Genomic DNA, 20,763 nt, shown 5'->3' on the forward strand with positions numbered 1-20,763 from the left:
GGCCCCCGGCCCCATTGGTTACTGCCCAGTTTACGCCCGAAGGGTTTACGAAATGTCAGCATCTCCACATGCACCCACAAATCCTGCCGCACTCGCGCTGCCTCACCCGCCTGCCACACGCCAGAACGGATCGCGTTTCACATACTCCAGAAGCCAGCCCCGCGCGGCAAAGGTTGGCCGCTCTGCCAGCGACGGCTCTGTCCAGCCAAACACCTGCGCGCGATGGGCGGCGTCGATCTCCTGACCCTCCGCCAGATAGCGGGCCAGCACCCGCGCCACATCACTCTCCGGCAACAGCGCCTTGCGCAGATAGAGCGGGGCCATATCGCGCGGCACCGCGTCTTCGCGGCTCAGAACCAGATGGGCGATGCGTTGCTTGAGAAAGATCGCCTCCATTCCAGAGACATCGCACAACCCCAACGCCACCGGCAGCGGCGCGGCGCGATCCGGTACAAACTGCTGCGCCCTGCGCAACGCGCGCAGACACGCAAGGCGCAGCGGCACGCTGGCGTCTTCCATCATCACCGAGACCCGCAGCCCCGCCTGCTGCAACTGGCGCACCCCGGCGACAAAGCTGCGAGTGATCGCGGGGCGCAGCAGGCCCAGATAAGGATGCGGTTTGATCACAACGCGGCGCAGGCCTGTCGCCTTGGCCGCCGCCAAAACCGCCGCAAAGCCGCGCAGGCCCGAGAGCGAGCTGTAATCGTCCGCCTGCCCGCCAAACCCTTCCCAGGTTGGTGCGTAAAACAGGGCCGGATCCGCATCACAGCTGCGCGCGGCGCGGATCTCCGGCATGGGCTGCACAAAGGTGTCGCCCATCATCACCAGCCGACCTCTGTCCACGTCATCTGCGGTGAAAATCCCCGCTTTCAGGTAGCGGTCCCGCGCCAGTGGCCCGGCGATGGAGACATAATCATAAACCCGTGCGGCCGGGCGCATCGACGCGCCTTTATTGCTCTCCCCATGCAGGGTCAGCACATGGCGAATATCCCGCCGCGTGACCGTCTGCAGATTGGAGCGCGCATTAAACGGGTAAAACACCACCCCGCCCGCCGCCACCGGCAGGCGCGCGGCCCGCCCCTTAATCCATCTGACATCCAGTTCCTGAGGCAACCACCCCAAGGCGCGCTGAAAGCGTAGCAGCGGTTTTTGCCGCAAAAACAAAGGCGTGTCGGTGACGCCAAAAGCCCCACTTTCAAAAAACGGCCGGATCTGTGTCAGTGCAGAGAGCACCGGACTGTCCAGATAGACCGCCTGATCAGGCAGCCCATCGGGAGCCGAGGACACGCGCAATTGCCCCATCTCCATATCCTGAAGCTCCGGCGCGGCAGCAGGCTTTTTGGGGGAGATATCCGGATTGGGAGTGCGCGCCAGAAGCATCAGATCACAAGCGCACCACCAGATTTTCACTCATCAGCATCTTGCCCGCAGGGGAGGACATCATCGCGATCACATCCGCCACATGCTCCGGCTGCATGATCGTGCTGGGATCTTCATCCGGGGCCAAAGTCTTGCGCAGATCCGTGGCACAGCGCCCGGGGCTCAGGCAGACCACATCAATCCCGTAAGGCGCAAGCTCCTCGCGCATGACCTCTGACATATTGATCACCGCCGCCTTGGAGGTGGAGTAGCTCATCCAGCCAGAGCGCCCACTCACACCGGCTGTCGAGGCAATATTGATCACCTTTTCAAGGGGATGGCTGCGCAACAGCGCCTCCTGCACAAAGCGGAACGGCGCATAGAGATTGATCTGCATCGTGCGCTGAAAATCCGCCATATCGGTTTCATTGATCGACGCCGGCTTGGTGAACCCTGCGTTGTTCACAATGGCGGTGATGGCGATGTTTTCCGCCGCGAGCCGGTCAAACACATCTGACACCGCCTGCGGATCAGAGAGATCCGCCTCAACGGCCACAATCTGACGGTTGCCAGCAATCGCGCGCACCTCTGTCACCGCATCGTCAAAATGCCTTGAGCGGCGCGCCACCATCACGATGCAGGCCACATCATCCATGCCGCGCGCAAAGCGCCGCGCCGTGGCCAACCCGATGCCCTTGGAGGCGCCGCTGATCAAAACAGTCTTAGTCATGGGCGGAGGCCTTTCTGTTGGTGTGAAACCCCTTCATCATCTCTTGCGCGATGACAAAATCCTCGGGCGTCGTCACTTTCCGGTTGCGGCTGAACCCTTCCAGCGCCTGCACCGGCTGTCCGGTCATTTCCACGACCATGACGCTGTCCTCATTGTAGACCGCACCGGTGTTGCGCGCGGCAACATGCGCCTTTAGCAGCGTCTCACGGTCAAATTTCTGCGGCAGCTGAATGTCAAACACCCTGTCGCGCGACACGCCGCGCCGCACTTCGCGGGTTTCGGAATCAATCCGACACATGGAAAAGGCAATCGCGTGGCAATAGCCCGCGTTTTCGGCCTCACAGGCAATCAGATCGCTCAGCATCTCGGGGTTGATGAACGGCCGCGCCGCCTCATGCAGAACAACAACATCGTGAGACGCCGCCGCCGCCAGCGCCGCGCAGCTTTCCTGACGGGTTGCTCCGGCGGGCACCACCTGAAACGGCAGGCGGCCGCAATAGGCCTCCATCAGCTGTTGTGTGCGCTCTTCAAATCCTTCCGGCGCGTTGATCAGCACCTCGGCCACATGTGGCGAGCGCACCGCCGCAATCAGCGAATGCGCCACCATCGGGTGGCCTGCGAGTTTGTAAAACTGTTTGGGTTCATGATGTTCCGCCCGCGCGCCCACGCCGCCAGACAGCAGCAAAAAAGAGACCCGAGGGGTGCAAAGCGGACGTGTCAGAGGGTGTAAATTCATCAGGCGTCGCCTTTATGCGCTGGTTTGCGCCACCCGTTGCGAGCGAAACATCGGCTGGCCGGTGCCGTCAGGGCCAGACTTGGGGGCCAACCTGCCAAATGCACCCTCAGGGGCACCCTGCCCGATCAGGTTAGCGCCCCCAGCCGCACCGCCCAGTGCACATCCCGAAAGCTCTTCGGAATGATGCCTGAGACCAGCGGTTCTTACGTCTGTATCCATTTTGGTCGTCAACTTTCTGTTTCGCGCCCAACGGGCGTAACCCAATGGTACAAATGGACTTTTTCCATTGTCGCCAATTGCACTTCTGTACGGCGGCGATCACGAAGCCATTTCTTGTCTCCGTGACTCCATTTTTGGCGAAAGTGGTTACTGATCTGATAACACTTGTGCAGAATTCGGGGCACAGGTCGCGCGACGCGCGCTTTCCTGCCGCTGCGGCAGGCGACAGCGCCGCAGCCCCTCTTCGGCGCTAGAGATTGGGCCTGCCGTTCCATCCCGTCGCGCTCGCCTTGCAACCCAAGGAAGAGAGGCGCAGTTTTCCTTTATTTTTAAGTACATTGCAGGTTTCACGCCGCCCCAAAAAACACGCCGCAACGCTCCGAAACCTCTCCCAATACAGCCGCCAAACCCTTAACAAAAGCTGACTCAAACCACGCGCATTTGAGGCAAATACCACCTTCAAACCTGCCCCAAAACACAGGCCGCAAGGCAAGATCTGCCTCCGGCACAGGCCGCAGAAATCACTTGGGAAGAATCAGAGACACGCTCAGGCAGAAAACACGCAAAAAGAAAGCCGCCCAGCGGGCGGCCTACAGATCACACAACACTGCCAAGCTTATAGGCGTCAATCGCCAGATCACGACACAGCAGCCGGGCGATCTCATTGGCATCAGAGCGGGTCAGCACACCGCGGGCGCGCTGCTGCGCCAGATGCTGGCTCACGCCGCGCCGCCACATATCGTGACGCGCAGGAATGGACATGAAGGCGCGCGTGTCATCATTGAACCCGGCGAGGTTCCAATACCCGGCGGTCTCCACCACCTGATCCAGATAACGCGCGATGCCGTTTGCGCTGTCCGAATAGCGCCAAGGTGCGCCAAGCCGCAGCGCCGGCCAATGGCTGACCATCGGCGCAAGCTCGCGGGAAAAGGCGCTTTCATCCAGGGTGAAGAGCAGGATATTCATTTCCCGAACGTTGCCCACCCGCGCCAGAAGCGCATCCAGACCACGCACCCAATTCGCGCCAACCGGCATATCGGCCCCTACTTGCGGGCCGTATTTTCCGTGCAGCACCTTGTTGGTGTTGCGCATGCTACCCCCACGGATCTGCATCACCAGCCCGTCTTCCACTGACATCTGCGCCATTTCGGTCAGCATATGCCCGTAAAAACCCTGCGACTCTTTTGGTGTGATCGTTCCCGCCAGCGCTTTTGCAAACAGCGTCGCCGCACGCTTTTCCGTCAGATAGCATGTGGCCAGCTCGCCCACTTCGTGATCCGTGGCGGTTGCCCCGTTTGCCATGAAATAGGCCCGCCGCTCACGCAGCGCCTCAAGGTATCCGGCAAAGCTCGCGGTGTTCTCGCCGGTGATTTCTCCCAGCGTCGCAACATCAGCGCGGAAATCCGGATGGGTTGGATCCAGCACAGAGTCCGGGCGGAATGTGGGAATGATCTTGCCGCGCAGTTTCTGCAGACGCGCCGCCTTGTGGCTGGTCAGATCATCAAGCGCGCTGTCGGTTGTGGCCAGCGCATCAATATTGAAGCTCTGCAACAGCGCCTGAGGCCGCATGCGCGAGGATTTCAGCTCCGCATCCACGCGATCATAAATGCTGTCTGCGGTCTCCGCGTTCAGCGGCATCGCCACGCCAAACACATGCACAAGCGCATGGGAAATCCACAGATGGCTCGGCGTGCCGCGGAACTTGTGCCAGTGGTTCGCAAACAGTTGGAATGCTGCGCGCGGGTTACGCGCCTCTCTGGGCACACCGATGCCGATGTCCTCCAGCCAGACACCCTGGCTCAGCAACATGCGGATCACGGAGACATCCGGATCAATGAAGACTTCTGCCGGGTCCGAAAACGGGCGGTTCTCTGCAAACCACTCCGGCAAACAATGCCCATGCGGCGAAACAATTGGCAGCGCCTGCACAGCCTCATAAATATCAAGCGCCGCATCCGACAACTGCAGTGTCGGCACGGAGTGACTTACAAGGTTCATTACGGCTTCGCCCATTGTTCTTGTTCTCTCTGCTAGTCCAAGCGGCCCAAGCGACCGCATGACGCGCGCCTTTGACGTCCTTTGACCTCACGGGCTGCGCTCTGTTCTGGTCCCTCCCAGATGCCCACAGATTGATTTACGAGACACTAACGCGGCAGCGGCTAAGTTCATCGCGACGCCCGATACACGCGGCCGAAAGAGCTGCCAAACTCACCAGATCTCTCATGCTGAAACGGTCCCGGCACCAGCACCGCACATCCCCCAGATGTACGCAGCTGGATCAGCCGCCACACACGCCCTTTTCACACACCTGAATACTTAAAATCCGCAAAGGCTTGGCCTGTCAGATAAAAAATGGCCGGATCGGTATCACCTTGCCTTGCACCCGACGCATATGCACCGCATCAGGGCTGGGGATCGCTGGTGCAAATCAAGATCGCGCTCAATCTCATTCGCCCCAAGGCTGTATGCATGCCAAGCCTCCCTGACCGCCCCAAACGCCACGCAGCCCTGACAGCAAAGAAATTTGCATCCAATTTACCCTTTTTTCTTCTGATCGTCGGGTATAACTAGATTTTTAGTAAAGCTTTAACTGCACCTGTGCAGATCAGACTTCTAGCATTGGGCACACCAGCCGCTAAGATTATTCACGCCCTCCGCCTTGACCGGAGACAAGATATTTTCGGAACCGACAACATGTCCTCCAAAGCCAACATCCTCAAAGACCTCTCCGTGGTGCATGTTATGTATTCCGGCCGTGTAACACTTGAGGGTCTTCGAGATCCTTGGCGCGAGGCTTACACCTCTCCGGATTTCAAACGCGGGATGAATGAGGTTGTGGATTTCAGCGCGGTGACCGATTTTGACATCGGCTTTGACGAGCTGCTCGCCTTTGCCAAAACTTCACAAGAGATCCATGCAAGATACGGTCACAAGATCACGGTCTGCCTGATCGCGCCCAACAAAGCCTCAACCGGCTTTGCCGATATGTTCATCGACCTCGCGCAGGCCATGCAATACGACAACGATGTCATGATTGTGCAGGGCTATCCTGAGGTCTTTGCCGTTCTGGATCTCTCTGACGAAGAGATCGCCCAATTCCCCGAGCCCTGTCAGAAAGAAGCGCATCTGCTGTAGATACGCCTCTGAGGACCGCCCTCCCCTGAGAGGGGCAGCCCTTCAAATCAGCCTTAAAATCAGTAGCTGTGTTCGCCGTAGATTTTGGTCAGATCGCCGCCCCAGTCACCGTGGTACTGCGACAACAGCTCATCGGCAGGCACCTGACCGCTTTCTACGCTTTCCTGCAACGCGCTGAGGAAGTGTGTCTCATCCGGCACCAGCCCGCCAGCTCCGGCCTGACCGCGCGCTTTCAGGCCCGCTTCAGAGATCTTCAGCACTTCGCGCGCCAGCTCATGCATGTTGATCTTGCCCACCTGGGCCTGCAGCGCCTGCTCGCTCGCGGCCACACGCAGTGCCTCACGGGTTTCCGCATCCCAGCCTTTGACCAGATCCCAGGCCGCATCCAGCGCGGATTGATCATACATCAGCCCCACCCAGAAGGCCGGCAGCGCACAGAGACGCCGCCACGGGCCACCATCGGCACCGCGCATCTCCATGAATTTCTTGATCCGCGCTTCCGGGAAAGCGGTGGTCAGGTGGTCCGCCCAGTCGCTCAGGGTCGGGGTCTCACCGGGCAGCGCAGGCAGCTCGCCTTTGAGGAAATCGCGGAAGCTCATGCCCAGCGCGTCAATGTATTTGCCGTCGCGGTAGACAAAATACATCGGCACATCGAGCGCATATTGCACCCAGCGCTCAAAGCCAAAACCCTCTTCAAACACAAAGGGCAACATGCCCGTGCGTGCATCATCCAGATGCCGCCACACCAGACCCCGGGTGGATTTCACCCCATTGGGTTTGCCATCCAGAAACGGCGAATTGGCAAACAGCGCATTGGCCACCGGCTGCAGCGCCAGCGCCACGCGCAGCTTCTGCACCATGTCCGCTTCGCTTGAGAAGTCGAGGTTCACCTGCACGGTGCAGGTGCGGTACATCATGACCTTTCCCATGGTGCCCACGCGGTCCATGTAATCGGTCATCAGCTTGTAACGCCCCTTGGGCATCACCGGCATCTCTTCATGGCTCCAGATCGGGGCCGAGCCCAGCCCGATGAAACCCACACCAATCTTGTCGGCGATGTCTTTCACATCTTTGAGGTGCTGATTCACCTCGTCACAGGTCTGGTGGATGTTCTCCAGCGGCGCACCGGACAGCTCCAGCTGCCCACCGGGCTCAAGGCTCACATTGGCGCCGTCTTTTTCCAGACCGATCAGCTTGCCGCTCTCTTCCAGAGGGGCCCAGCCATGGCCATCGCGCAGCCCTTCCAGCACCGCCAGAATAGAGCGTTCGCCCTCATATGGCAGGGGTTTCAGGCTGTCCTTGCAGTAGCCGAATTTCTCATGCTCGGTGCCGATCCGCCAGTCTTCGCGCGGCTTACAGCCGGAGCTGAGGTATTCAGCCAACTGGTCATGATGCTCGATCGGGCCGCCGCCGGACTGGGGAATGGACATGGCGTTTGCTCTGCTCCTGAGACTGGTTTCAGGCGTCTGTGGTGGGGTTTTTTGCAGGCCGTGTCAATGCAGCCTGCGATCCTCTTTTGCCCAGATCACAACCGGGTGATCAGGCGCGGCCTTCAGCTGCGCCAGCATATGTTCGGTCTTGATGCCGTCCAGACTGGCAAAGGCGTCAAACAGCGCGTCGCTCCCCGCCGCATTCACCGGGATGTGCAGCGGAGCCTGCCCGGGTTGGTAAAGCGCCCAGACCGGCGGCTGGCTGCGGCCATCCAGCACCACGCGGCTGAGGCTGCGCATCGCCACGCTGCCGCCGTTGAGCGGGCCGAAATAAGCCACCTCGCCCTCATCCACCTGCACCACGCCGGGGCCACCCTGCCCAATCCGAAACCGCGCCCGCTGAATGCCGCTGACGATCAGCACAGCTCCCACGGCCACAAGCCCGATGCCCAGCCATTTCAACAGGCCAAAGCCGCTGGCCCACCACAGCCCAAGCAGCAACACCGCCGCCCCCACCAAGGTCTCGCGCCATTGCACCAAAGCCGCCCGCGCTTCCGGTCGAAAGAAACTCATAGTGTACTCCTCATAGCCTTCGCCCGGGCGGAACCGCCGGGCAGCGCCCAACCGCCCCCATGGGCGGGCGCTTCGCTTCCCACCCGCGGCTGTGCACTGCCTTCTCGATGGGAACGACACAAATGAAACCTCACCCCGCATGCGCCTCCACACCCGCAAACAAAGCCATCGTAAACTGCCCGTTGAGTTCAAACCCTATGGCCTCATAGGCCCGCGCCGCAGCCGCACTGGCGGCAAACAGGATCGCCTGCGTCACGCCCTGCGCCCGGGCTTCCTCCAGATGCAACGCCACCGCCCGCCGCGCCAGCCCCTGCCCGCGCTGCTCCGGAGGCGTGTAAACACCGCCGATCTGCACCACGTCCGGCAGGCTGGCGTTAAATCCGGTCATCGCCACAGGCACGCCTTCGCGCAACAGAATACGGTGACTGTCGCGCACCATATAGGCGGCAATATCCTGCTTTGCTGTCTGCTCCGCCGCCAGTCGGCTCAGCCCCATCACCGCCGCGTTGTAATCCGCGCGCCAGTCTTCGGCCAAATGCTGCAGATCCGGTGTGATCGGGCACAGCGCGAACCCGGCACAATCCGGCATCTGCAAGGCGTCCAGCGCCAGCCGGTATCCCGGTTCCGGTCGGCTGATCGTGGTGGCGCGCGCACTCAGGCCCGACACCTCAAGAAACCGCGCCGCCTGCTGCGCCTCACCAAGCACGCCTAAAACCGCGCGGCCCTGCCACAACGGCCCCGTCGCCTGCCAGTCAGGCGCACTGGCGTCGGGCGCCTGCAGCAGAATCATACCTTCATTGGTGCGCGCAAACAGCGCCGGCGCACCATCAGTGCGCGCCCAGATCTGCAACCCACGTGGCGCGGCGCTGCCAAGACCATAATCGCGGAGATTGCCCAAAAAAAACATCGAGCTCTGGATGTGCTCTCTCAGGAAAGCTTCCACCCACGCAAGATCACTCTGGTCAATCTCCCGCCAGCTCATCCCCAGTCCCCCAAGGATTGCTGCCAGAGCGTCATCGCCGCCACCGCCGCTGTATCCGCGCGCAAGATCCGGGGCCCAAGGCTCACCACATGGGCAAAGGGCAGCGCCTTGAGCTTGGCCCGCTCCGCCTCGCTAAACCCGCCTTCCGGCCCAATCAAAATGGCCCATGGCCCACCTTCTGAGGCGGCAAGGCGCTTTGCGCTGCCCACCTCAGCCTCATCACAAAACATCAGCTGCCGCCCATCAGGCCAATCCGCCAACAGCCGCTCGAGCTTGGTCAGCTCCGCAACTTCGGGCACATAGGTGCCGCCACATTGCTCTGCGGCCTCTACGGCATGGGCCTGCAGGCGATCCTGCCGGATGCGTTCGCTGTTGGTGAAATCGGTGTTCACCGGCACAATCCGGGCGGCCCCCATCTCGGCGGCTTTTTCGACGATGAAATCTGTGCGCGCCTTTTTGATCGGGGCAAAACACAGCCACAAATCAGGGGGCATCTGCAAAGGCTTGGTCTGCGCCTCACACAGCAGCTCGCCGTTGCGCTTGTTGGCCACGGTCACAACACAGCGCCACTCGCCGTCCTGCCCGTTAAATAGCAGCACCGGATCATCCACCGCCATCCGCATCACCCCGAAAAGATAATGCGCCTGCTCTTTGGTCAGAGGAATGGTTTGCCCTTCCCCCAGCCCCTGCTCTACATACAGTCTGACTTTTGCCTGTTTCATAGGAACCTACATATGGCCGACACGCCCGCGAAGGAAGAACCAAAAGGTCAGGTCTCTGACGCCGTGCGCGGCAATTGGGTCGACCATCTTGCGCCCGCGTGGTCCCGCCCCTACCTGCGGCTGTCCCGCGCCGACCGCCCAATCGGTACATGGCTCCTGCTTCTGCCTTGCTGGATGGGACTTCTGCTGGCGATGCTCTGGGACGGTCAGGCCTCCTGGCACGATCTCTGGATCGCGGTTGGCTGCGCCGTCGGCGCTTTCCTCATGCGCGGCGCGGGCTGCACATGGAACGACATCACCGACCGCGAGTTTGATGCACAAGTGGCGCGCACCCGCTCCCGCCCGATCCCCTCCGGTCAGGTCAGCGCCAAACAGGCGGCTGTCTGGATGGTGGCACAGGCCGGGATCGCCGCGCTCATTCTGTTCAGCTTCAACCTCACCGCCATTCTGCTGGGCATCGCCTCACTGATTCCCGTCGCCATTTACCCCTTCGCCAAACGCTTCACATGGTGGCCGCAGGTGTTTCTGGGTCTCGCCTTCAACTGGGGCGCTCTTCTGGCGTGGACCGCCCACACCGGCACGCTCAACGCGCCCGCGGTGGTGCTCTATGTGGCGGGCATCGCCTGGACGTTGTTTTATGACACGATCTATGCCCATCAGGACACCGAGGATGATGCGCTCATCGGCATTAAATCCACCGCGCGGCTCTTTGGCGAGAATAGCCCGCAGTGGCTACAGGGTTTTCTGATCGCGACCGTGGCCCTGATGGGGCTGGCCACGCTGATGGCAGCCCTGCCGCACTCCCCACTGGCGCTGGCGGTGGCCCTGATCGGGCCGGTGGCCATGGGCTGGCACATGCAATGGCAATTGCGGATGCTGCAGACCGATGACGCCGAACGGCTGGTCATGCTCTTCCGCTCCAACCGCGACGCGGGACTGATCCCTCTGCTGTTTTTCGCCACCGCAATTTTCCTGTGATTGCAAGCGCGCGCGCAGCGTCGTATCACCTTGGCAACCAACGGCCGGACTGCACCTCTGAATGCGACTTTCTTCCTTACTGATCCTCTTTGTCACCTTCGCAACTGCGGCCCTTCTCAGCCTCGTCGCCGCCAGCCTCTCCGCCGATCTCATAGAAGAGACCTCAAGCACCGCCGTGGAGCGTGAGCTGGCTGAGAACAATATGGACTGGGCCGAGGTCTATGCCGAAGGCTTGCAGATCTTTCTTGCCGGTGTGGCCCCGACCGAGGCCGACCGCTTCCGCGCCGTGTCTGCCGCCAGCCGCATCGTCGACGCCTCCCGCGTGATCGACAACATGCAGGTCCCGGCCACCGCCGCCATCGCACCGCCGCGCTTTTCCGTGGAAATCCTGCGCAATGACGCGGGCATCTCCCTCATTGGCCTGATCCCCAAAAACGCCAACCGCACCCAGATCATCAACGATCTGAAAGAGGCCTCCGGCGCGCAGGACGTGGCCGATTTTCTGGAAACCGCCGACTACGCCACCCCCGCAGGCTGGCGCCCTGCGGTGCGCTTCGCTCTGGGCGCGCTGGAAGAACTGCCCCGCGCCAAGATCTCTGTTGAGGCAGGCCGCGTGGATGTGACCGCCATGGCCGACAGCGCCGAGGCCCGCGCCGCCTTGGAACGCGACCTGATGCGCCGCGCCCCCAAAACCGTAGAGGTGAACCTCGCCATCTCCGCGCCCCGTCCGGTGATCACCCCCTTCACCCTGCGCTTTGTGCTCAATGAAGACGGCGCCCGCTTTGACGCCTGCTCGGCCGACACCGAAGCCGCCCGTGCCCGCATCCTCAAAGCCGCCCGCGCCGCAGGCATGGAGGCTGAGAGCGAATGTGTGATCGGCCTTGGCGTGCCCTCCACCCGCTGGGCCGAGGCGGTTGAGGCTTCCCTTGCAGGTCTTGCCGAACTTGGCGGCGGCACGCTGACCATCTCTGATGCGGATGTGACCCTCACCGCGCTGCAGGGCACCGGTCAGTCACTGTTTGACAAAGTCGCAGCCGAAACCGAAGCTGCCCTGCCCGAGGCCTTCGCCCTGCTTGCCATCCTGCCGCCTGCCCCGCAGCAGGACGACGACGCCTCCCGCGCACAGGAATTCACCGCAACGCTCAGCCCGGAAGGCCTGTTGCAACTGCGCGGCCGCCTGCCCAATGAGATCGCGCGCGACACAACAGAAAGCTATGCCCGCGCCCGCTTCAGCAGCGACACCGTGCATATGGCCACCCGTCTGGACGAAACCCTGCCGCGCACCTGGCCCTTCCGTGTGATGGCCGGCCTTGATGCGCTCTCGCTGCTGCACAACGGCGTGCTGCAGATCACCCCTGAGGCTGTCTCTGTCTCCGGCAACACCGGCAGCACCGAGGCCAACGCCCGCATCGCACAGCTTCTGGCGGACAAGCTCAGCCAGACAGACCACTTCGCCATCAACGTGACCTATGTGGAAGCGCTTGATCCGCTGGCAGGCATCCCCACCGCCGAGGAATGCATGGCCAACATCCAAGCGCTTCAAAACGAGACCAAGATCGCCTTTGAGCCGGGCAAAGGCACGCTCGACGCCAGCGCCGATCCAATCATCGACGAGCTGGCACAACAGCTTGAAGCCTGCCCCGACCTGCGCATCGAAATTCAGGGCCACACCGACAGTCAGGGCCGCGAGTCCATGAACCAGGCGCTCAGCCAGACCCGCGCCCAGGCCGTGCTGACCGCGCTGCAGGACCGCCGCGTGCTCACCTCCGGCTTTGTCGCTGTGGGCCATGGCGAAAGCCAACCCATTGCCGACAACGGCACAGAGGCTGGCCGCGAAGCCAACCGCCGCATCGAATTTGTCCGCATCCTGCCCGAAGGCACCGAAACCGCTGAGGCTGCTGAAGCCGAGGGTGAGGCAAACGACGCTGAGGGCGCAGAAGCAACCCCGTCCGAGGCCACTTCTGAGGCAACCACCGAAGCAGCCACCGAGGCCGCGCCGGAAGCGAGCACCGAAGAAACCGCCGAACAGACCACCGACCAGACCAACGAAGAATCCGAAGTTGAGGGCCAGCCAGAGGCAGCAGCAGAGGCCCCATCCACCGAAAACGCCGCGCAGAACGACGGCGAGGAGACAGAAGAGCAATGACGCGTATTGAGTTCATCCTGACCACAGCCGTGATCCTGTTTGTGGCCTTTTGCATGGGGTGGTTTGCCAATTGGCTGGTGCACCGCTTCACCCGCGTGGCCCAGTCGGATGTGGACCAGCTGGAACGCATGAGCCAGGAGCTGCACGAGGCCGAGGAAACCCGCGATCAGGCGATCACCTATCTGCAGCAACGCGAGGCGGAGCTGACCAACCAGCTCACCCAGACCGAAGCCGAACTCTCCGCCGCCATGGACGGCCTACGCGACGCCCGCCAGGAAGCCGAAGAACTCCGCGGCCAGCTGGGACGGTAAGTCCGAGACATCAGGTCAAATAACAGATGTCGGTCGCCAAGGCGGTCTCCAAAGGCAGTTCGCCCCTTAAAACCCGCATTGCTCTGATATGATGTCGGCCCGCGCCGTCACCGACATCTTGGGCAGCACATATTGTTCATAGCCGAGCGCATCCAATGACCGCACTATGCGCGTGTACTCTTGGACCGCTGCCTCAAAGCTGTGCTGGCGTTCCGCGTCGTTGACAAACAGCGCCCGCCAAGGCGGTGCAACGAAGACACGCGTTGCATAGGGCAGCACCTCGCCAAATGTGTCGCGCACCTTGCCCCCACCACAGTGCTCTAAGGCCACGGCTGCGTCGATCAGACCGCGATCAAAAAAGACAGGCCCCTCAAGCTTCTGTGCCGCCGCTAGGTCTGACCGCGCCACCTCGATGGCCCGACGTGCGAAAGCTTCCATATCGACCCAAGGCAACGCTTTGCCTCCGCCTGCCACTTGCTCAGCGATGATGCGTCGGCCCGGCTCTGGGACGGTCGCACAACCGCGCGCGGCCAAGGCACCCAGCAGGGTCGATTTGCCTCCGCCCGAACAACCAGTCAGCAGAATAAACCTCTCAGTCAAAGCTCCCCCTCCAACTCCCAAGAGAACGAATGCGGTGTGTCAGCCATTGAACCGCCTGCAATCAACCAGTTCCCCGCCAACGATCATGAGCCCAAACCCAGAAAGCAACGTTCGCCTCGTTCTCGATTTGGAAAACACACGGCTTGTGGCGCTCAAGGCTGTTGCCCCGCGTCCCGTTGCACAGCACGGCCGGGTCACACTTGCGCATTTGGCCGACACGGAATTTTGCACCGACGCAATACCGTAGGGATACCGACGCGATACCGACGTGCGGTTTTGGCAGAATTTTTTGGTTAACGGCCCGACAATCCGCCGTGCTCGGTGAAGGTCACCAGCGGCTCAGCGCGTCCTCATCCGCATCTTTCGCGGCCACCCATTCGGCCCCGTCTGCGGTGTATTCTTTCTTCCAGAACGGCGCGCGGGACTTCAGGTAGTCCATCAGGAATTCTGCTGCCTCGAAGGCATCCACACGATGGCGCGCCGCTGTGGCCACCATCATGATCATATCGCCCTGACGCAGCTCGCCATGGCGGTGGATCACCAAAGCATCGCCCAAATTCCAACGGCTTACCGCCTCTTCGGCGATGGTCTCCAGCGCCTTCTGGGTCATGCCGGGATAGTGTTCGATCACCATGCGATCCATGCCGCCCTTGTCGGCATCGCGCACCACACCGGTGAAGGTGACAATGGCGCCCATATTGCTGTGGCCGCTGGCAAAATCCTGCGCTTCCTTGCCAAAGTCAAACGGCGCTTCCTGCACAACAACCCGCATGGCCCGCTCCTCTTAACCGCCTGTCATTGGTGGAAAAAATGCCACTTCGCGCACACCCTCGATAGAGGCGTCAAAGTCGGTCAGCTCCTGATCCACAGCCACCCGCAGGGCGCTCAGATCGGAGAAGGCCACCGCATAGCGCTCTTCGCGCGCTTTGAGTTCTTCAACCAGCTCCGCCACGGTCTTGGCTGTGGTCTCCACCTTTTCCTTGGGGATCCCGATCCGTTCACGCACCCATGCGAAATAGAGAACATCCATAGCGATCAATCCTTTAGATGCGGCTTGGCCTTGTTGAAGTAGTCAATCCCAGTGATAGCGGTCAGCGCCGCCGCAATCCAGAGCAACCAAAGTCCCATCCAGCCGGACCAGACCATGCCCGCATGTTTCCAGCGCAGCCCCTGCAGGTCTTCGACCTCGCCCAGCATGATCTGATCGACCATCGCCTGATCCATGCCCCAGGCCGACATGCCAAGGTAATGCTCAAACACGCCCTGGCCAAAAAGGAAAGCAATCGCAACCATTTGCGTGGCCGTTTTCCACTTGGCCAGCTTGGTCACCTTCAGTGTTCCGGCCACATCGCCAAGGAACTCACGCAGGCCAGACACAAAGACTTCGCGGAACAGGATCACGGTGGCAGGCAGCACCAGCCAGGGCGACATGGAGGAATACCCCACGATCACCATCAGCGCAATCACCACCATGGCTTTGTCCGCAATCGGGTCGATCATCGCGCCCAGCCGCGTCTCCTGCTTCCAGAGCCGCGCCAGATAGCCGTCAAACCAATCGGTGACCGAAGCCACCAGAAACAGCATCAGCGCAAACCAATCCGCATAGGGCCGTTCAAAATACAGAAACATCACCGCAATCATGGGCGCGGCGATCAGGCGGAGAACGGAGAGAATATTGGGAATGTTCCAAGTCATAGCCACTTCCTAAGCACTTTTCTCCGCAATCAAAAGCCCTCACCGTGCACCTGCGGCAGCAAGAGCACGCCTTGCGGCGCAACACACACCGCGCGGCCGCTTCATCCCCGTTCGTGAAAAAAGTCGTAAATTGTCTCAGCCAGCTTGTCAGAGACGCCATCAACGGCTTTCAAATCCGCCAGATTGGCGCGAGAGACCGCCTTTGCGCTGCCAAAATGTGCCAACAGCGCCCGTTTTCGCGTCGCGCCGACGCCGGGCACATCGTCCAGAGGGGTCGCGCCCACGGCTTTGGCACGTTTTGCGCGGTGAGTGCCGATCGCAAATCTATGCGCCTCATCGCGCAGGCGCTGAACAAAATAGAGCACCGGATCATTGCGTCTGAGCGCCATCGGGCGTTTGCCGATCCGGTAGAATTCTTCCTTGCCGTGGTCCCGGTCTACCCCCTTGGCCACGCCCACCATGGGGATGTCTTCCACGCCATATTCTTCCATGATCTCATGCACCGCACTCACCTGCCCGGCACCGCCGTCAATCAACAGCAAGTCAGGCCACATGCCTTGATCGCGATCTGGGTCTTCCTTCAGCAGCCTCTTGAACCGCCGGGTGAGCACCTCTTTCATCATGCCAAAGTCATCACCCGGCGTCAGGTCATCCCCTTTGATGTTGAACTTGCGATAGCTGTTTTTCATGAAGCCTTCCGGCCCCGCCACGATCATGCCGCCCACGGCATTGGTGCCTTGGATGTGGCTGTTATCGTAGACCTCGATACGCTGCGGCGGCCCGTCCAGATCAAAGGCTTCTGCCATGCCCGACAGCAGCTTGGCCTGCGTTGCGGTCTCGCTCATCTTGCGCGCAAGGCTTTCGCGGGCATTGCGCGCCGCCCCGGCCACAAGCTCAGCCTTCTCGCCCCGCTGCGGCACAAGGATCTCCACCTTACGCCCCGCTTTCGTAGCCAAGGCCTCCGCCATAAGCTCTTCATTTTCAATCGGATGAGACAGGATCAACTGGCGCGGAGGTTCCTTGCCGTCATAGAACTGCCCGATAAAGGCTTCCAGCACTTCGGCCGCATCGATCTCATTGCCTACCCGCGGATAGAAATCGCGGTTGCCCCAATTTTGATGTGCACGAATGAAAAACACCTGCACACAGGCCTGCCCGTTCTCAAGATGCAGGGCAATCACATCCGCCTCGGTCACCCCGCGCGGGTTGATCCCCTGCGCGGACTGCACGGTCGTCAGCGCCCGGATCCGATCCCGCAGCGCAGCGGCCTTTTCAAACTCCATCGCATCAGAGGCTTCCTGCATCTGCACTGCCAACGCCTCTTGGATCTGGGTCGAGCGCCCCGACAGGAACCGCTCCGCATCCCGCACGCTCTCCGCATAATCCGCCTCGCTGATCCGCCCCACGCACGGCCCAGAGCAGCGCTTGATCTGATACAGCAAGCAGGGCCGCGAGCGGCTTTCAAACATCGCATCCGAGCAGTTGCGCAACAGAAAGACCTTCTGCAACTGACTCAACGTCCGATTGACTGCCCCAGCGCTGGCAAACGGGCCGTAGTAGCTGCCCTTCTCTTTCTTGGCACCCCGGTGCTTTTTGATCTGGGGGAACCCATGGGCGCGACTGACCAGAATATTGGGAAAACTTTTGTCATCGCGCAGCAGCACATTGTATTTGGGTTTGAGCTGCTTGATCAGGTTCTGCTCCAGCAGCAGCGCCTCGGTCTCTGTCTTTGTGGTCAGAAACATCATCGACGCGGTCTCGGAAATCATCCGCGCGATCCGCCCCGAATGCCCACTGGGCCGCGCATAGTTCGACACCCGCGCCCGCAAATTCCGCGCCTTTCCGACATAGAGCACCCGCGCCTGCGCATCGAGCATCCGGTACACACCGGGGGAGCCATCCAAGGTTTTGAGATAGCTCTGAATACAAGCGTGACCGGTCGGGCCGGCAGAGGAAATTTCGATGTCAGACGTCATGACCGACAAATATGATTCTTTTGGTCGGCCTGCAATCTTAAGCCCGGCGGGGCAAGAAGAATTACATCCACGGAAACTGTGGATAACTCTGGAGATATCTTTCTCAGCCGTAAAGAAATCCCTTATTTTTAACGCAACTTGTTACCGTGCCTATTTTTTAAGCACATATGCAAGCAATTGATTTTACTTGTTTTTATTTTTTGCGATGCACAAATTATTGAAATCATTAACAAAAAGTAACGAAAACATGACAACTCTGTGAACAGTGCACAACTCGCGCGGCTCAGAACCATTCTAAGCTACGAATGTCTTCAAAGGTGCTTTCCCAATGTATGATCGGCTCTGCGCGCCAAAGCGTCATTCGCTGGCAAAAACATCCGGCGTCTGCCAGGCCAGATGTTGGCCACCATCCACACAGATCAACTGCCCGGTCACGGCTTTTGCATCCAACAGGTACCCCAGTGCGGCGCATATGTCAGACGCATCCGCCCCGCGTTGTAGAACGGTGCTCGCGCGTTGCGCGGCAAAGTCCGCCTCAGATTGCCGGCTGCCCTGCAATGTCGGGCCCGGACCAATGGCATTCACCCGCACATGAGGCGCAGCGCTTTGCGCCGCTGTCTGGGTCAGCGCCCACAGCCCCATCTTGGCAATGGTGTAGGACGCAAACTCCGGCGTGAGCTTACGCACGCGCTGGTCGAGCATATTCACAATCAGACCAGCCGCGACCGGCTCCCCTGCCTCATCAGAGGTCGCTATGAGGCCTTGAGCCACCATAGCCTGTGACAGCACAAATGGCGCCCTCAGGTTGCTTTCGATGTGGCGGTCCCAGCTTTCGCGCGTGGCGTCCTGCAGGCTGTCCTGTTCAAAAATCGAGGCATTGTTGATCAGACAAGTGATCGGCCCACCCAGCGCCTCAGAGGCCTGCGGCAAGAGGGCTTGCGTTTGGGTCTCATCCAGCAGATCGGCCTGCAGCGTGACACCACGCCCCCCAGCTTTCACAATGGCTTCAACGGTCTCCAGCGCGCCGACACGAGAGCTGGCATAGTGCACAGCCAAATCATAGCCGCGCTCCGCCAGATAGACTGCCATGGCTTGTCCCAGCCGCGCCCCAGCGCCTGTCACCAATGCCCGCAATGTGCTCTCCTGCCTTAAGTCAAAGTCACCGCGATGTAGATCAGATAGAGCGCGGTAAAGACAACACCCCAAATACGTGTGAGGTCCTGTCGTAGGAACACAAATGGTATCAAGAGCAGCGAAGATCCCAGCATCACCCAGAAATCAAACTCAAAGAAGTCCGGATCCACACGAATCGGATGGATGAGCGATGTCACACCAATGATGGCCAGAAGGTTGAAAAGGTTTGAGCCGATCACATTGCCCAGAGCCACATCCGCCTGACGGCGCAGCGCGGCCATAACCGTGGTCGCAAGTTCCGGCAATGAGGTGCCGAGCGCGATCAAGGTCAGGCCGATCACCGTGTCACTCACGCCATAGCGGCGGGCGATGACTTCGGCGTTATCCACCATCAGATCCGCGCCAAGCGGCAAGCCGATCAGGCCAAGGATCAGGAACACAAAAATGCGCCACCACGGCATATCCGGGTCTGCGCCTTCGACCTCTTCTTCGTCTTCCATTGCGCAGGCCGCCTCGGCCTTGCGGTGACAGCGCGCCTGATAAAACGCACTGCCCAAAGCGATGGTCAGGCCAGCGAGCAGGATCAGACCGCTGGTGAATGTGAAGAAGCCCGCGCTCGCCACGCCGATGAACAGGACTGTGGCGGCAATCATCAGCACATAGTTGCGCCGCGAGTTGCAATGGCTGGTTTGGATCGGCGCGAGCAGCGCCGGGATGCCCAGCACCAGCAGCACGTTGGCGATATTGGAGCCAACCACATTGCCCAATGCGATGCCCGGTGCGTTTTTCAACGCTGCTTCAATTGAGATCAGAAGCTCAGGGGCAGAGGTGCCAAACGCCACAATCGTCAGCGAAACGATCAGCGCCGGGATCCCGATCCGCAAGGACACATTCACCGCGCCACGTACCAGCGCATCGCCTGCCAAAAGCAGGATCACGAGCCCAAGCCCAACCAGCAGCCATTCCATGTGTTACCCCATGTTCTTTCGGCAGGGGCACGGCCCTTTGCCAATTTGGAAGCGCCCGCACTTGGGGCATTTTTTTGACTGCAACCGCTTCTTTCCCAAGAGCTTCTGCCCCGGCAAGCGCAGCTTGCCAAACATGGCCAGAACCGCCATGCCGATCAGGAAAAAGGAAACGATCTTTACCAGCATTCTATAATCCGAAGCGCGCGAATTCCGCGCGTTCTTCGATCCCGGCCAGCGCATCCTGCGCCAGCGTCGCGCCGAAGCGCTGTAGAACTGAACGCTTCACGCCGTAGCGGCGGAATTTCACCTTCTCGCCAAATCGCGCCTTCAGCACCGGCACCAGATGACCGATCTCATCAATCAGGCCAACCTCTTTGGCTTTGCGGCCAATCCAGATCTCTCCGGTGTAGAGCTCCGGCTCATCCGCCAGCTTGCTGCCACGCCGCGTTTTTACATGCTCAATGAAGTTCTCGTGGATCTGCTCGAGCATTTGCTTCAGCCGCGCCACATCTTCGGGCTTCTCCGGGCGAAACGGATCCATCATCGACTTGCTTTTGCCCGCCGTATGCACACGACGTTCAAAGCCCTGGCGGGACAGGAACACACTCGCGCCAAATCCTGCGGAAATCACCCCGATTGAGCCCACCACGGAGCTGTCATCCGCGTAGATTTCATCCGCTGCGGCCGCGAGCCAATAGCCACCGGAGGCGGCAACATCCTCGACAAAGGCGATCACGGGGATGCCCTTTTCCTCCGCCAGGCGGCGAATGCGGCTGCCAATCAACGCGCTTTGCACCGGGCTGCCACCGGGCGAGTTGATCTCAAGCGCCACAGCCGCTGGCTTGCCTTTGCTAAAGGCTTTCTCGATCACTGGCGCCAGCGTGGCATCATTCAGTTGCCCGCGCGTACCCGCAGCGATGGCGCCTTGCAGACGGATCACGGCGACCACAGGCGGTTTTTTGGCAAAAGGGTTCAAGCGTTTCATCTGATCGGATGTAGAACGCGCATCTGCCTTTCACAAGGCAAGCCCCCAAGGAAAGCGCTGTTTGATGCCAAAAAACTTACCCGC

At 60.6% G+C, this 20,763-nt stretch carries 22 protein-coding genes; 4 read left to right on the top strand and 18 right to left on the bottom strand.

Annotated features, from left to right (window positions below):
- Nucleotides 1–102 precede the first annotated feature (102 nt).
- From J7399_RS15615 to uxaC, 5 genes are all read right to left on the bottom strand, one after another.
- Nucleotides 103–1,410: a hypothetical protein gene (locus tag J7399_RS15615; RefSeq protein ID WP_209087407.1), complete on the bottom strand. Its 1,308-nt coding sequence runs from the start codon at nucleotides 1,408–1,410 to the stop codon at nucleotides 103–105.
- Nucleotides 1,385–2,089 carry an SDR family oxidoreductase gene (locus J7399_RS15620; RefSeq protein ID WP_209087409.1) on the bottom strand — a complete coding sequence of 235 codons (705 nt, stop codon included), beginning with the start codon at nucleotides 2,087–2,089 and terminating at the stop codon, nucleotides 1,385–1,387. The genes J7399_RS15615 and J7399_RS15620 overlap by 26 nt, the downstream gene beginning before the upstream one ends.
- Nucleotides 2,082–2,825 (bottom strand): 2-C-methyl-D-erythritol 4-phosphate cytidylyltransferase, encoded by a 744-nt coding sequence (locus tag J7399_RS15625; RefSeq protein WP_209087411.1) that lies wholly within the window; start codon nucleotides 2,823–2,825, stop codon nucleotides 2,082–2,084. The genes J7399_RS15620 and J7399_RS15625 overlap by 8 nt, the downstream gene beginning before the upstream one ends.
- Before the next feature lie 12 nt (nucleotides 2,826–2,837).
- Nucleotides 2,838–3,044, bottom strand: coding sequence for a hypothetical protein (locus J7399_RS15630; protein WP_209065856.1), 207 nt, complete (start codon nucleotides 3,042–3,044; stop codon nucleotides 2,838–2,840).
- A 597-nt stretch (nucleotides 3,045–3,641) separates the two neighbouring features.
- Nucleotides 3,642–5,057 (bottom strand): glucuronate isomerase, encoded by a 1,416-nt coding sequence (gene uxaC / locus J7399_RS15635; RefSeq protein WP_247742928.1) that lies wholly within the window; start codon nucleotides 5,055–5,057, stop codon nucleotides 3,642–3,644.
- Between the two features lie 681 nt (nucleotides 5,058–5,738).
- Here uxaC and J7399_RS15640 point away from each other — a divergent pair.
- Complete coding sequence (locus tag J7399_RS15640; protein WP_209087413.1) at nucleotides 5,739–6,179, top strand: hypothetical protein; 441 nt, start codon at nucleotides 5,739–5,741, stop codon at nucleotides 6,177–6,179.
- Nucleotides 6,180–6,238: 59 nt separating this feature from the next.
- Here J7399_RS15640 and J7399_RS15645 read toward each other — a convergent pair whose 3' ends face one another.
- The 4 genes from J7399_RS15645 to J7399_RS15660 form a co-directional block, all read right to left on the bottom strand.
- Nucleotides 6,239–7,609: a glutamate--cysteine ligase gene (locus J7399_RS15645; protein WP_209087415.1), complete on the bottom strand. Its 1,371-nt coding sequence runs from the start codon at nucleotides 7,607–7,609 to the stop codon at nucleotides 6,239–6,241.
- Nucleotides 7,610–7,672: 63 nt separating this feature from the next.
- Nucleotides 7,673–8,182, bottom strand: coding sequence for a hypothetical protein (locus J7399_RS15650; RefSeq protein WP_209065853.1), 510 nt, complete (start codon nucleotides 8,180–8,182; stop codon nucleotides 7,673–7,675).
- Nucleotides 8,183–8,312: 130 nt separating this feature from the next.
- Nucleotides 8,313–9,164 (bottom strand): GNAT family N-acetyltransferase, encoded by an 852-nt coding sequence (locus J7399_RS15655; RefSeq protein ID WP_209087417.1) that lies wholly within the window; start codon nucleotides 9,162–9,164, stop codon nucleotides 8,313–8,315.
- Nucleotides 9,161–9,886 (bottom strand): 16S rRNA (uracil(1498)-N(3))-methyltransferase, encoded by a 726-nt coding sequence (locus J7399_RS15660; protein WP_209087419.1) that lies wholly within the window; start codon nucleotides 9,884–9,886, stop codon nucleotides 9,161–9,163. The genes J7399_RS15655 and J7399_RS15660 overlap by 4 nt, the downstream gene beginning before the upstream one ends.
- Nucleotides 9,887–9,898: 12 nt before the next feature.
- Between J7399_RS15660 and ubiA the strand changes: the two genes are divergently transcribed.
- The 3 genes from ubiA to J7399_RS15675 all read left to right on the top strand — a co-directional run bounded on the left by ubiA (nucleotide 9,899) and on the right by J7399_RS15675 (nucleotide 13,321).
- The gene (gene ubiA, locus J7399_RS15665; RefSeq protein WP_247742929.1) at nucleotides 9,899–10,864 is read left to right on the top strand and encodes a 4-hydroxybenzoate octaprenyltransferase; all 966 of its coding nucleotides are present in this window, start codon (nucleotides 9,899–9,901) and stop codon (nucleotides 10,862–10,864) included.
- 61 nt (nucleotides 10,865–10,925) lie between these two features.
- A complete protein-coding gene (locus tag J7399_RS15670; RefSeq protein ID WP_209087423.1) occupies nucleotides 10,926–13,010 on the top strand; it encodes an OmpA family protein in 2,085 nt (694 codons plus the stop codon).
- Nucleotides 13,007–13,321 (top strand): hypothetical protein, encoded by a 315-nt coding sequence (locus tag J7399_RS15675; protein WP_209065848.1) that lies wholly within the window; start codon nucleotides 13,007–13,009, stop codon nucleotides 13,319–13,321. Before J7399_RS15670 ends, J7399_RS15675 begins: the two co-directional genes overlap by 4 nt.
- A gap of 66 nt (nucleotides 13,322–13,387) precedes the next feature.
- Here the strand turns inward: J7399_RS15675 and J7399_RS15680 are convergent, their stop codons facing one another.
- The 9 genes from J7399_RS15680 to J7399_RS15715 all read right to left on the bottom strand — a co-directional run bounded on the left by J7399_RS15680 (nucleotide 13,388) and on the right by J7399_RS15715 (nucleotide 20,679).
- The gene (locus J7399_RS15680; RefSeq protein ID WP_209087425.1) at nucleotides 13,388–13,921 is read right to left on the bottom strand and encodes an AAA family ATPase; all 534 of its coding nucleotides are present in this window, start codon (nucleotides 13,919–13,921) and stop codon (nucleotides 13,388–13,390) included.
- Nucleotides 13,922–14,249: 328 nt separating this feature from the next.
- Nucleotides 14,250–14,693 carry a molybdenum cofactor biosynthesis protein MoaE gene (locus tag J7399_RS15685; protein WP_209065846.1) on the bottom strand — a complete coding sequence of 148 codons (444 nt, stop codon included), beginning with the start codon at nucleotides 14,691–14,693 and terminating at the stop codon, nucleotides 14,250–14,252.
- A 12-nt stretch (nucleotides 14,694–14,705) separates the two neighbouring features.
- The gene (gene moaD / locus J7399_RS15690; protein ID WP_209065845.1) at nucleotides 14,706–14,951 is read right to left on the bottom strand and encodes a molybdopterin converting factor subunit 1; all 246 of its coding nucleotides are present in this window, start codon (nucleotides 14,949–14,951) and stop codon (nucleotides 14,706–14,708) included.
- 5 nt (nucleotides 14,952–14,956) lie between these two features.
- On the bottom strand, nucleotides 14,957–15,616 hold the full coding sequence (gene pgsA / locus J7399_RS15695; RefSeq protein WP_209087427.1) for a CDP-diacylglycerol--glycerol-3-phosphate 3-phosphatidyltransferase: 660 nt from the start codon (nucleotides 15,614–15,616) through the stop codon (nucleotides 14,957–14,959).
- A gap of 101 nt (nucleotides 15,617–15,717) precedes the next feature.
- Nucleotides 15,718–17,592 carry an excinuclease ABC subunit UvrC gene (uvrC, locus tag J7399_RS15700; protein WP_209087429.1) on the bottom strand — a complete coding sequence of 625 codons (1,875 nt, stop codon included), beginning with the start codon at nucleotides 17,590–17,592 and terminating at the stop codon, nucleotides 15,718–15,720.
- Nucleotides 17,593–17,949: 357 nt separating this feature from the next.
- Nucleotides 17,950–18,726, bottom strand: a complete 777-nt coding sequence (locus J7399_RS15705) for an SDR family oxidoreductase (RefSeq protein WP_247742930.1) — start codon at nucleotides 18,724–18,726, stop codon at nucleotides 17,950–17,952.
- A gap of 14 nt (nucleotides 18,727–18,740) precedes the next feature.
- A complete protein-coding gene (locus tag J7399_RS15710) occupies nucleotides 18,741–19,694 on the bottom strand; it encodes a calcium/sodium antiporter (RefSeq protein ID WP_209087433.1) in 954 nt (317 codons plus the stop codon).
- Between the two features lie 3 nt (nucleotides 19,695–19,697).
- Nucleotides 19,698–19,880, bottom strand: coding sequence for a hypothetical protein (locus J7399_RS21000; RefSeq protein WP_247738937.1), 183 nt, complete (start codon nucleotides 19,878–19,880; stop codon nucleotides 19,698–19,700).
- Between the two features lies 1 nt (nucleotide 19,881).
- The gene (locus J7399_RS15715; RefSeq protein ID WP_209065840.1) at nucleotides 19,882–20,679 is read right to left on the bottom strand and encodes a S49 family peptidase; all 798 of its coding nucleotides are present in this window, start codon (nucleotides 20,677–20,679) and stop codon (nucleotides 19,882–19,884) included.
- Nucleotides 20,680–20,763: the final 84 nt, after the last annotated feature.

It is taken from the genome of Shimia sp. R9_1 (assembly GCF_017743775.1).
Taxonomy (GTDB): domain Bacteria; phylum Pseudomonadota; class Alphaproteobacteria; order Rhodobacterales; family Rhodobacteraceae; genus Shimia.

Coding starts and splice junctions, on each gene's coding strand:
- J7399_RS15675 (WP_209065848.1), top strand. CDS start 13,007: ATGACGCGTATTGAGTTCATCCTGACCACAGCCGTGATCCTGTTTGTG.
- uxaC (WP_247742928.1), bottom strand. CDS start 5,057: ATGGGCGAAGCCGTAATGAACCTTGTAAGTCACTCCGTGCCGACACTG.
- moaD (WP_209065845.1), bottom strand. CDS start 14,951: ATGGATGTTCTCTATTTCGCATGGGTGCGTGAACGGATCGGGATCCCC.
- uvrC (WP_209087429.1), bottom strand. CDS start 17,592: ATGACGTCTGACATCGAAATTTCCTCTGCCGGCCCGACCGGTCACGCT.
- J7399_RS15640 (WP_209087413.1), top strand. CDS start 5,739: ATGTCCTCCAAAGCCAACATCCTCAAAGACCTCTCCGTGGTGCATGTT.
- J7399_RS15630 (WP_209065856.1), bottom strand. CDS start 3,044: ATGGATACAGACGTAAGAACCGCTGGTCTCAGGCATCATTCCGAAGAG.
- J7399_RS15650 (WP_209065853.1), bottom strand. CDS start 8,182: ATGAGTTTCTTTCGACCGGAAGCGCGGGCGGCTTTGGTGCAATGGCGC.
- J7399_RS15655 (WP_209087417.1), bottom strand. CDS start 9,164: ATGAGCTGGCGGGAGATTGACCAGAGTGATCTTGCGTGGGTGGAAGCT.
- J7399_RS15660 (WP_209087419.1), bottom strand. CDS start 9,886: ATGAAACAGGCAAAAGTCAGACTGTATGTAGAGCAGGGGCTGGGGGAA.
- J7399_RS15670 (WP_209087423.1), top strand. CDS start 10,926: ATGCGACTTTCTTCCTTACTGATCCTCTTTGTCACCTTCGCAACTGCG.
- J7399_RS15715 (WP_209065840.1), bottom strand. CDS start 20,679: ATGAAACGCTTGAACCCTTTTGCCAAAAAACCGCCTGTGGTCGCCGTG.
- J7399_RS21000 (WP_247738937.1), bottom strand. CDS start 19,880: ATGCTGGTAAAGATCGTTTCCTTTTTCCTGATCGGCATGGCGGTTCTG.
- J7399_RS15685 (WP_209065846.1), bottom strand. CDS start 14,693: ATGCGGGTTGTTGTGCAGGAAGCGCCGTTTGACTTTGGCAAGGAAGCG.
- J7399_RS15625 (WP_209087411.1), bottom strand. CDS start 2,825: ATGAATTTACACCCTCTGACACGTCCGCTTTGCACCCCTCGGGTCTCT.
- J7399_RS15620 (WP_209087409.1), bottom strand. CDS start 2,089: ATGACTAAGACTGTTTTGATCAGCGGCGCCTCCAAGGGCATCGGGTTG.
- J7399_RS15710 (WP_209087433.1), bottom strand. CDS start 19,694: ATGGAATGGCTGCTGGTTGGGCTTGGGCTCGTGATCCTGCTTTTGGCA.
- J7399_RS15645 (WP_209087415.1), bottom strand. CDS start 7,609: ATGTCCATTCCCCAGTCCGGCGGCGGCCCGATCGAGCATCATGACCAG.
- pgsA (WP_209087427.1), bottom strand. CDS start 15,616: ATGACTTGGAACATTCCCAATATTCTCTCCGTTCTCCGCCTGATCGCC.
- ubiA (WP_247742929.1), top strand. CDS start 9,899: ATGGCCGACACGCCCGCGAAGGAAGAACCAAAAGGTCAGGTCTCTGAC.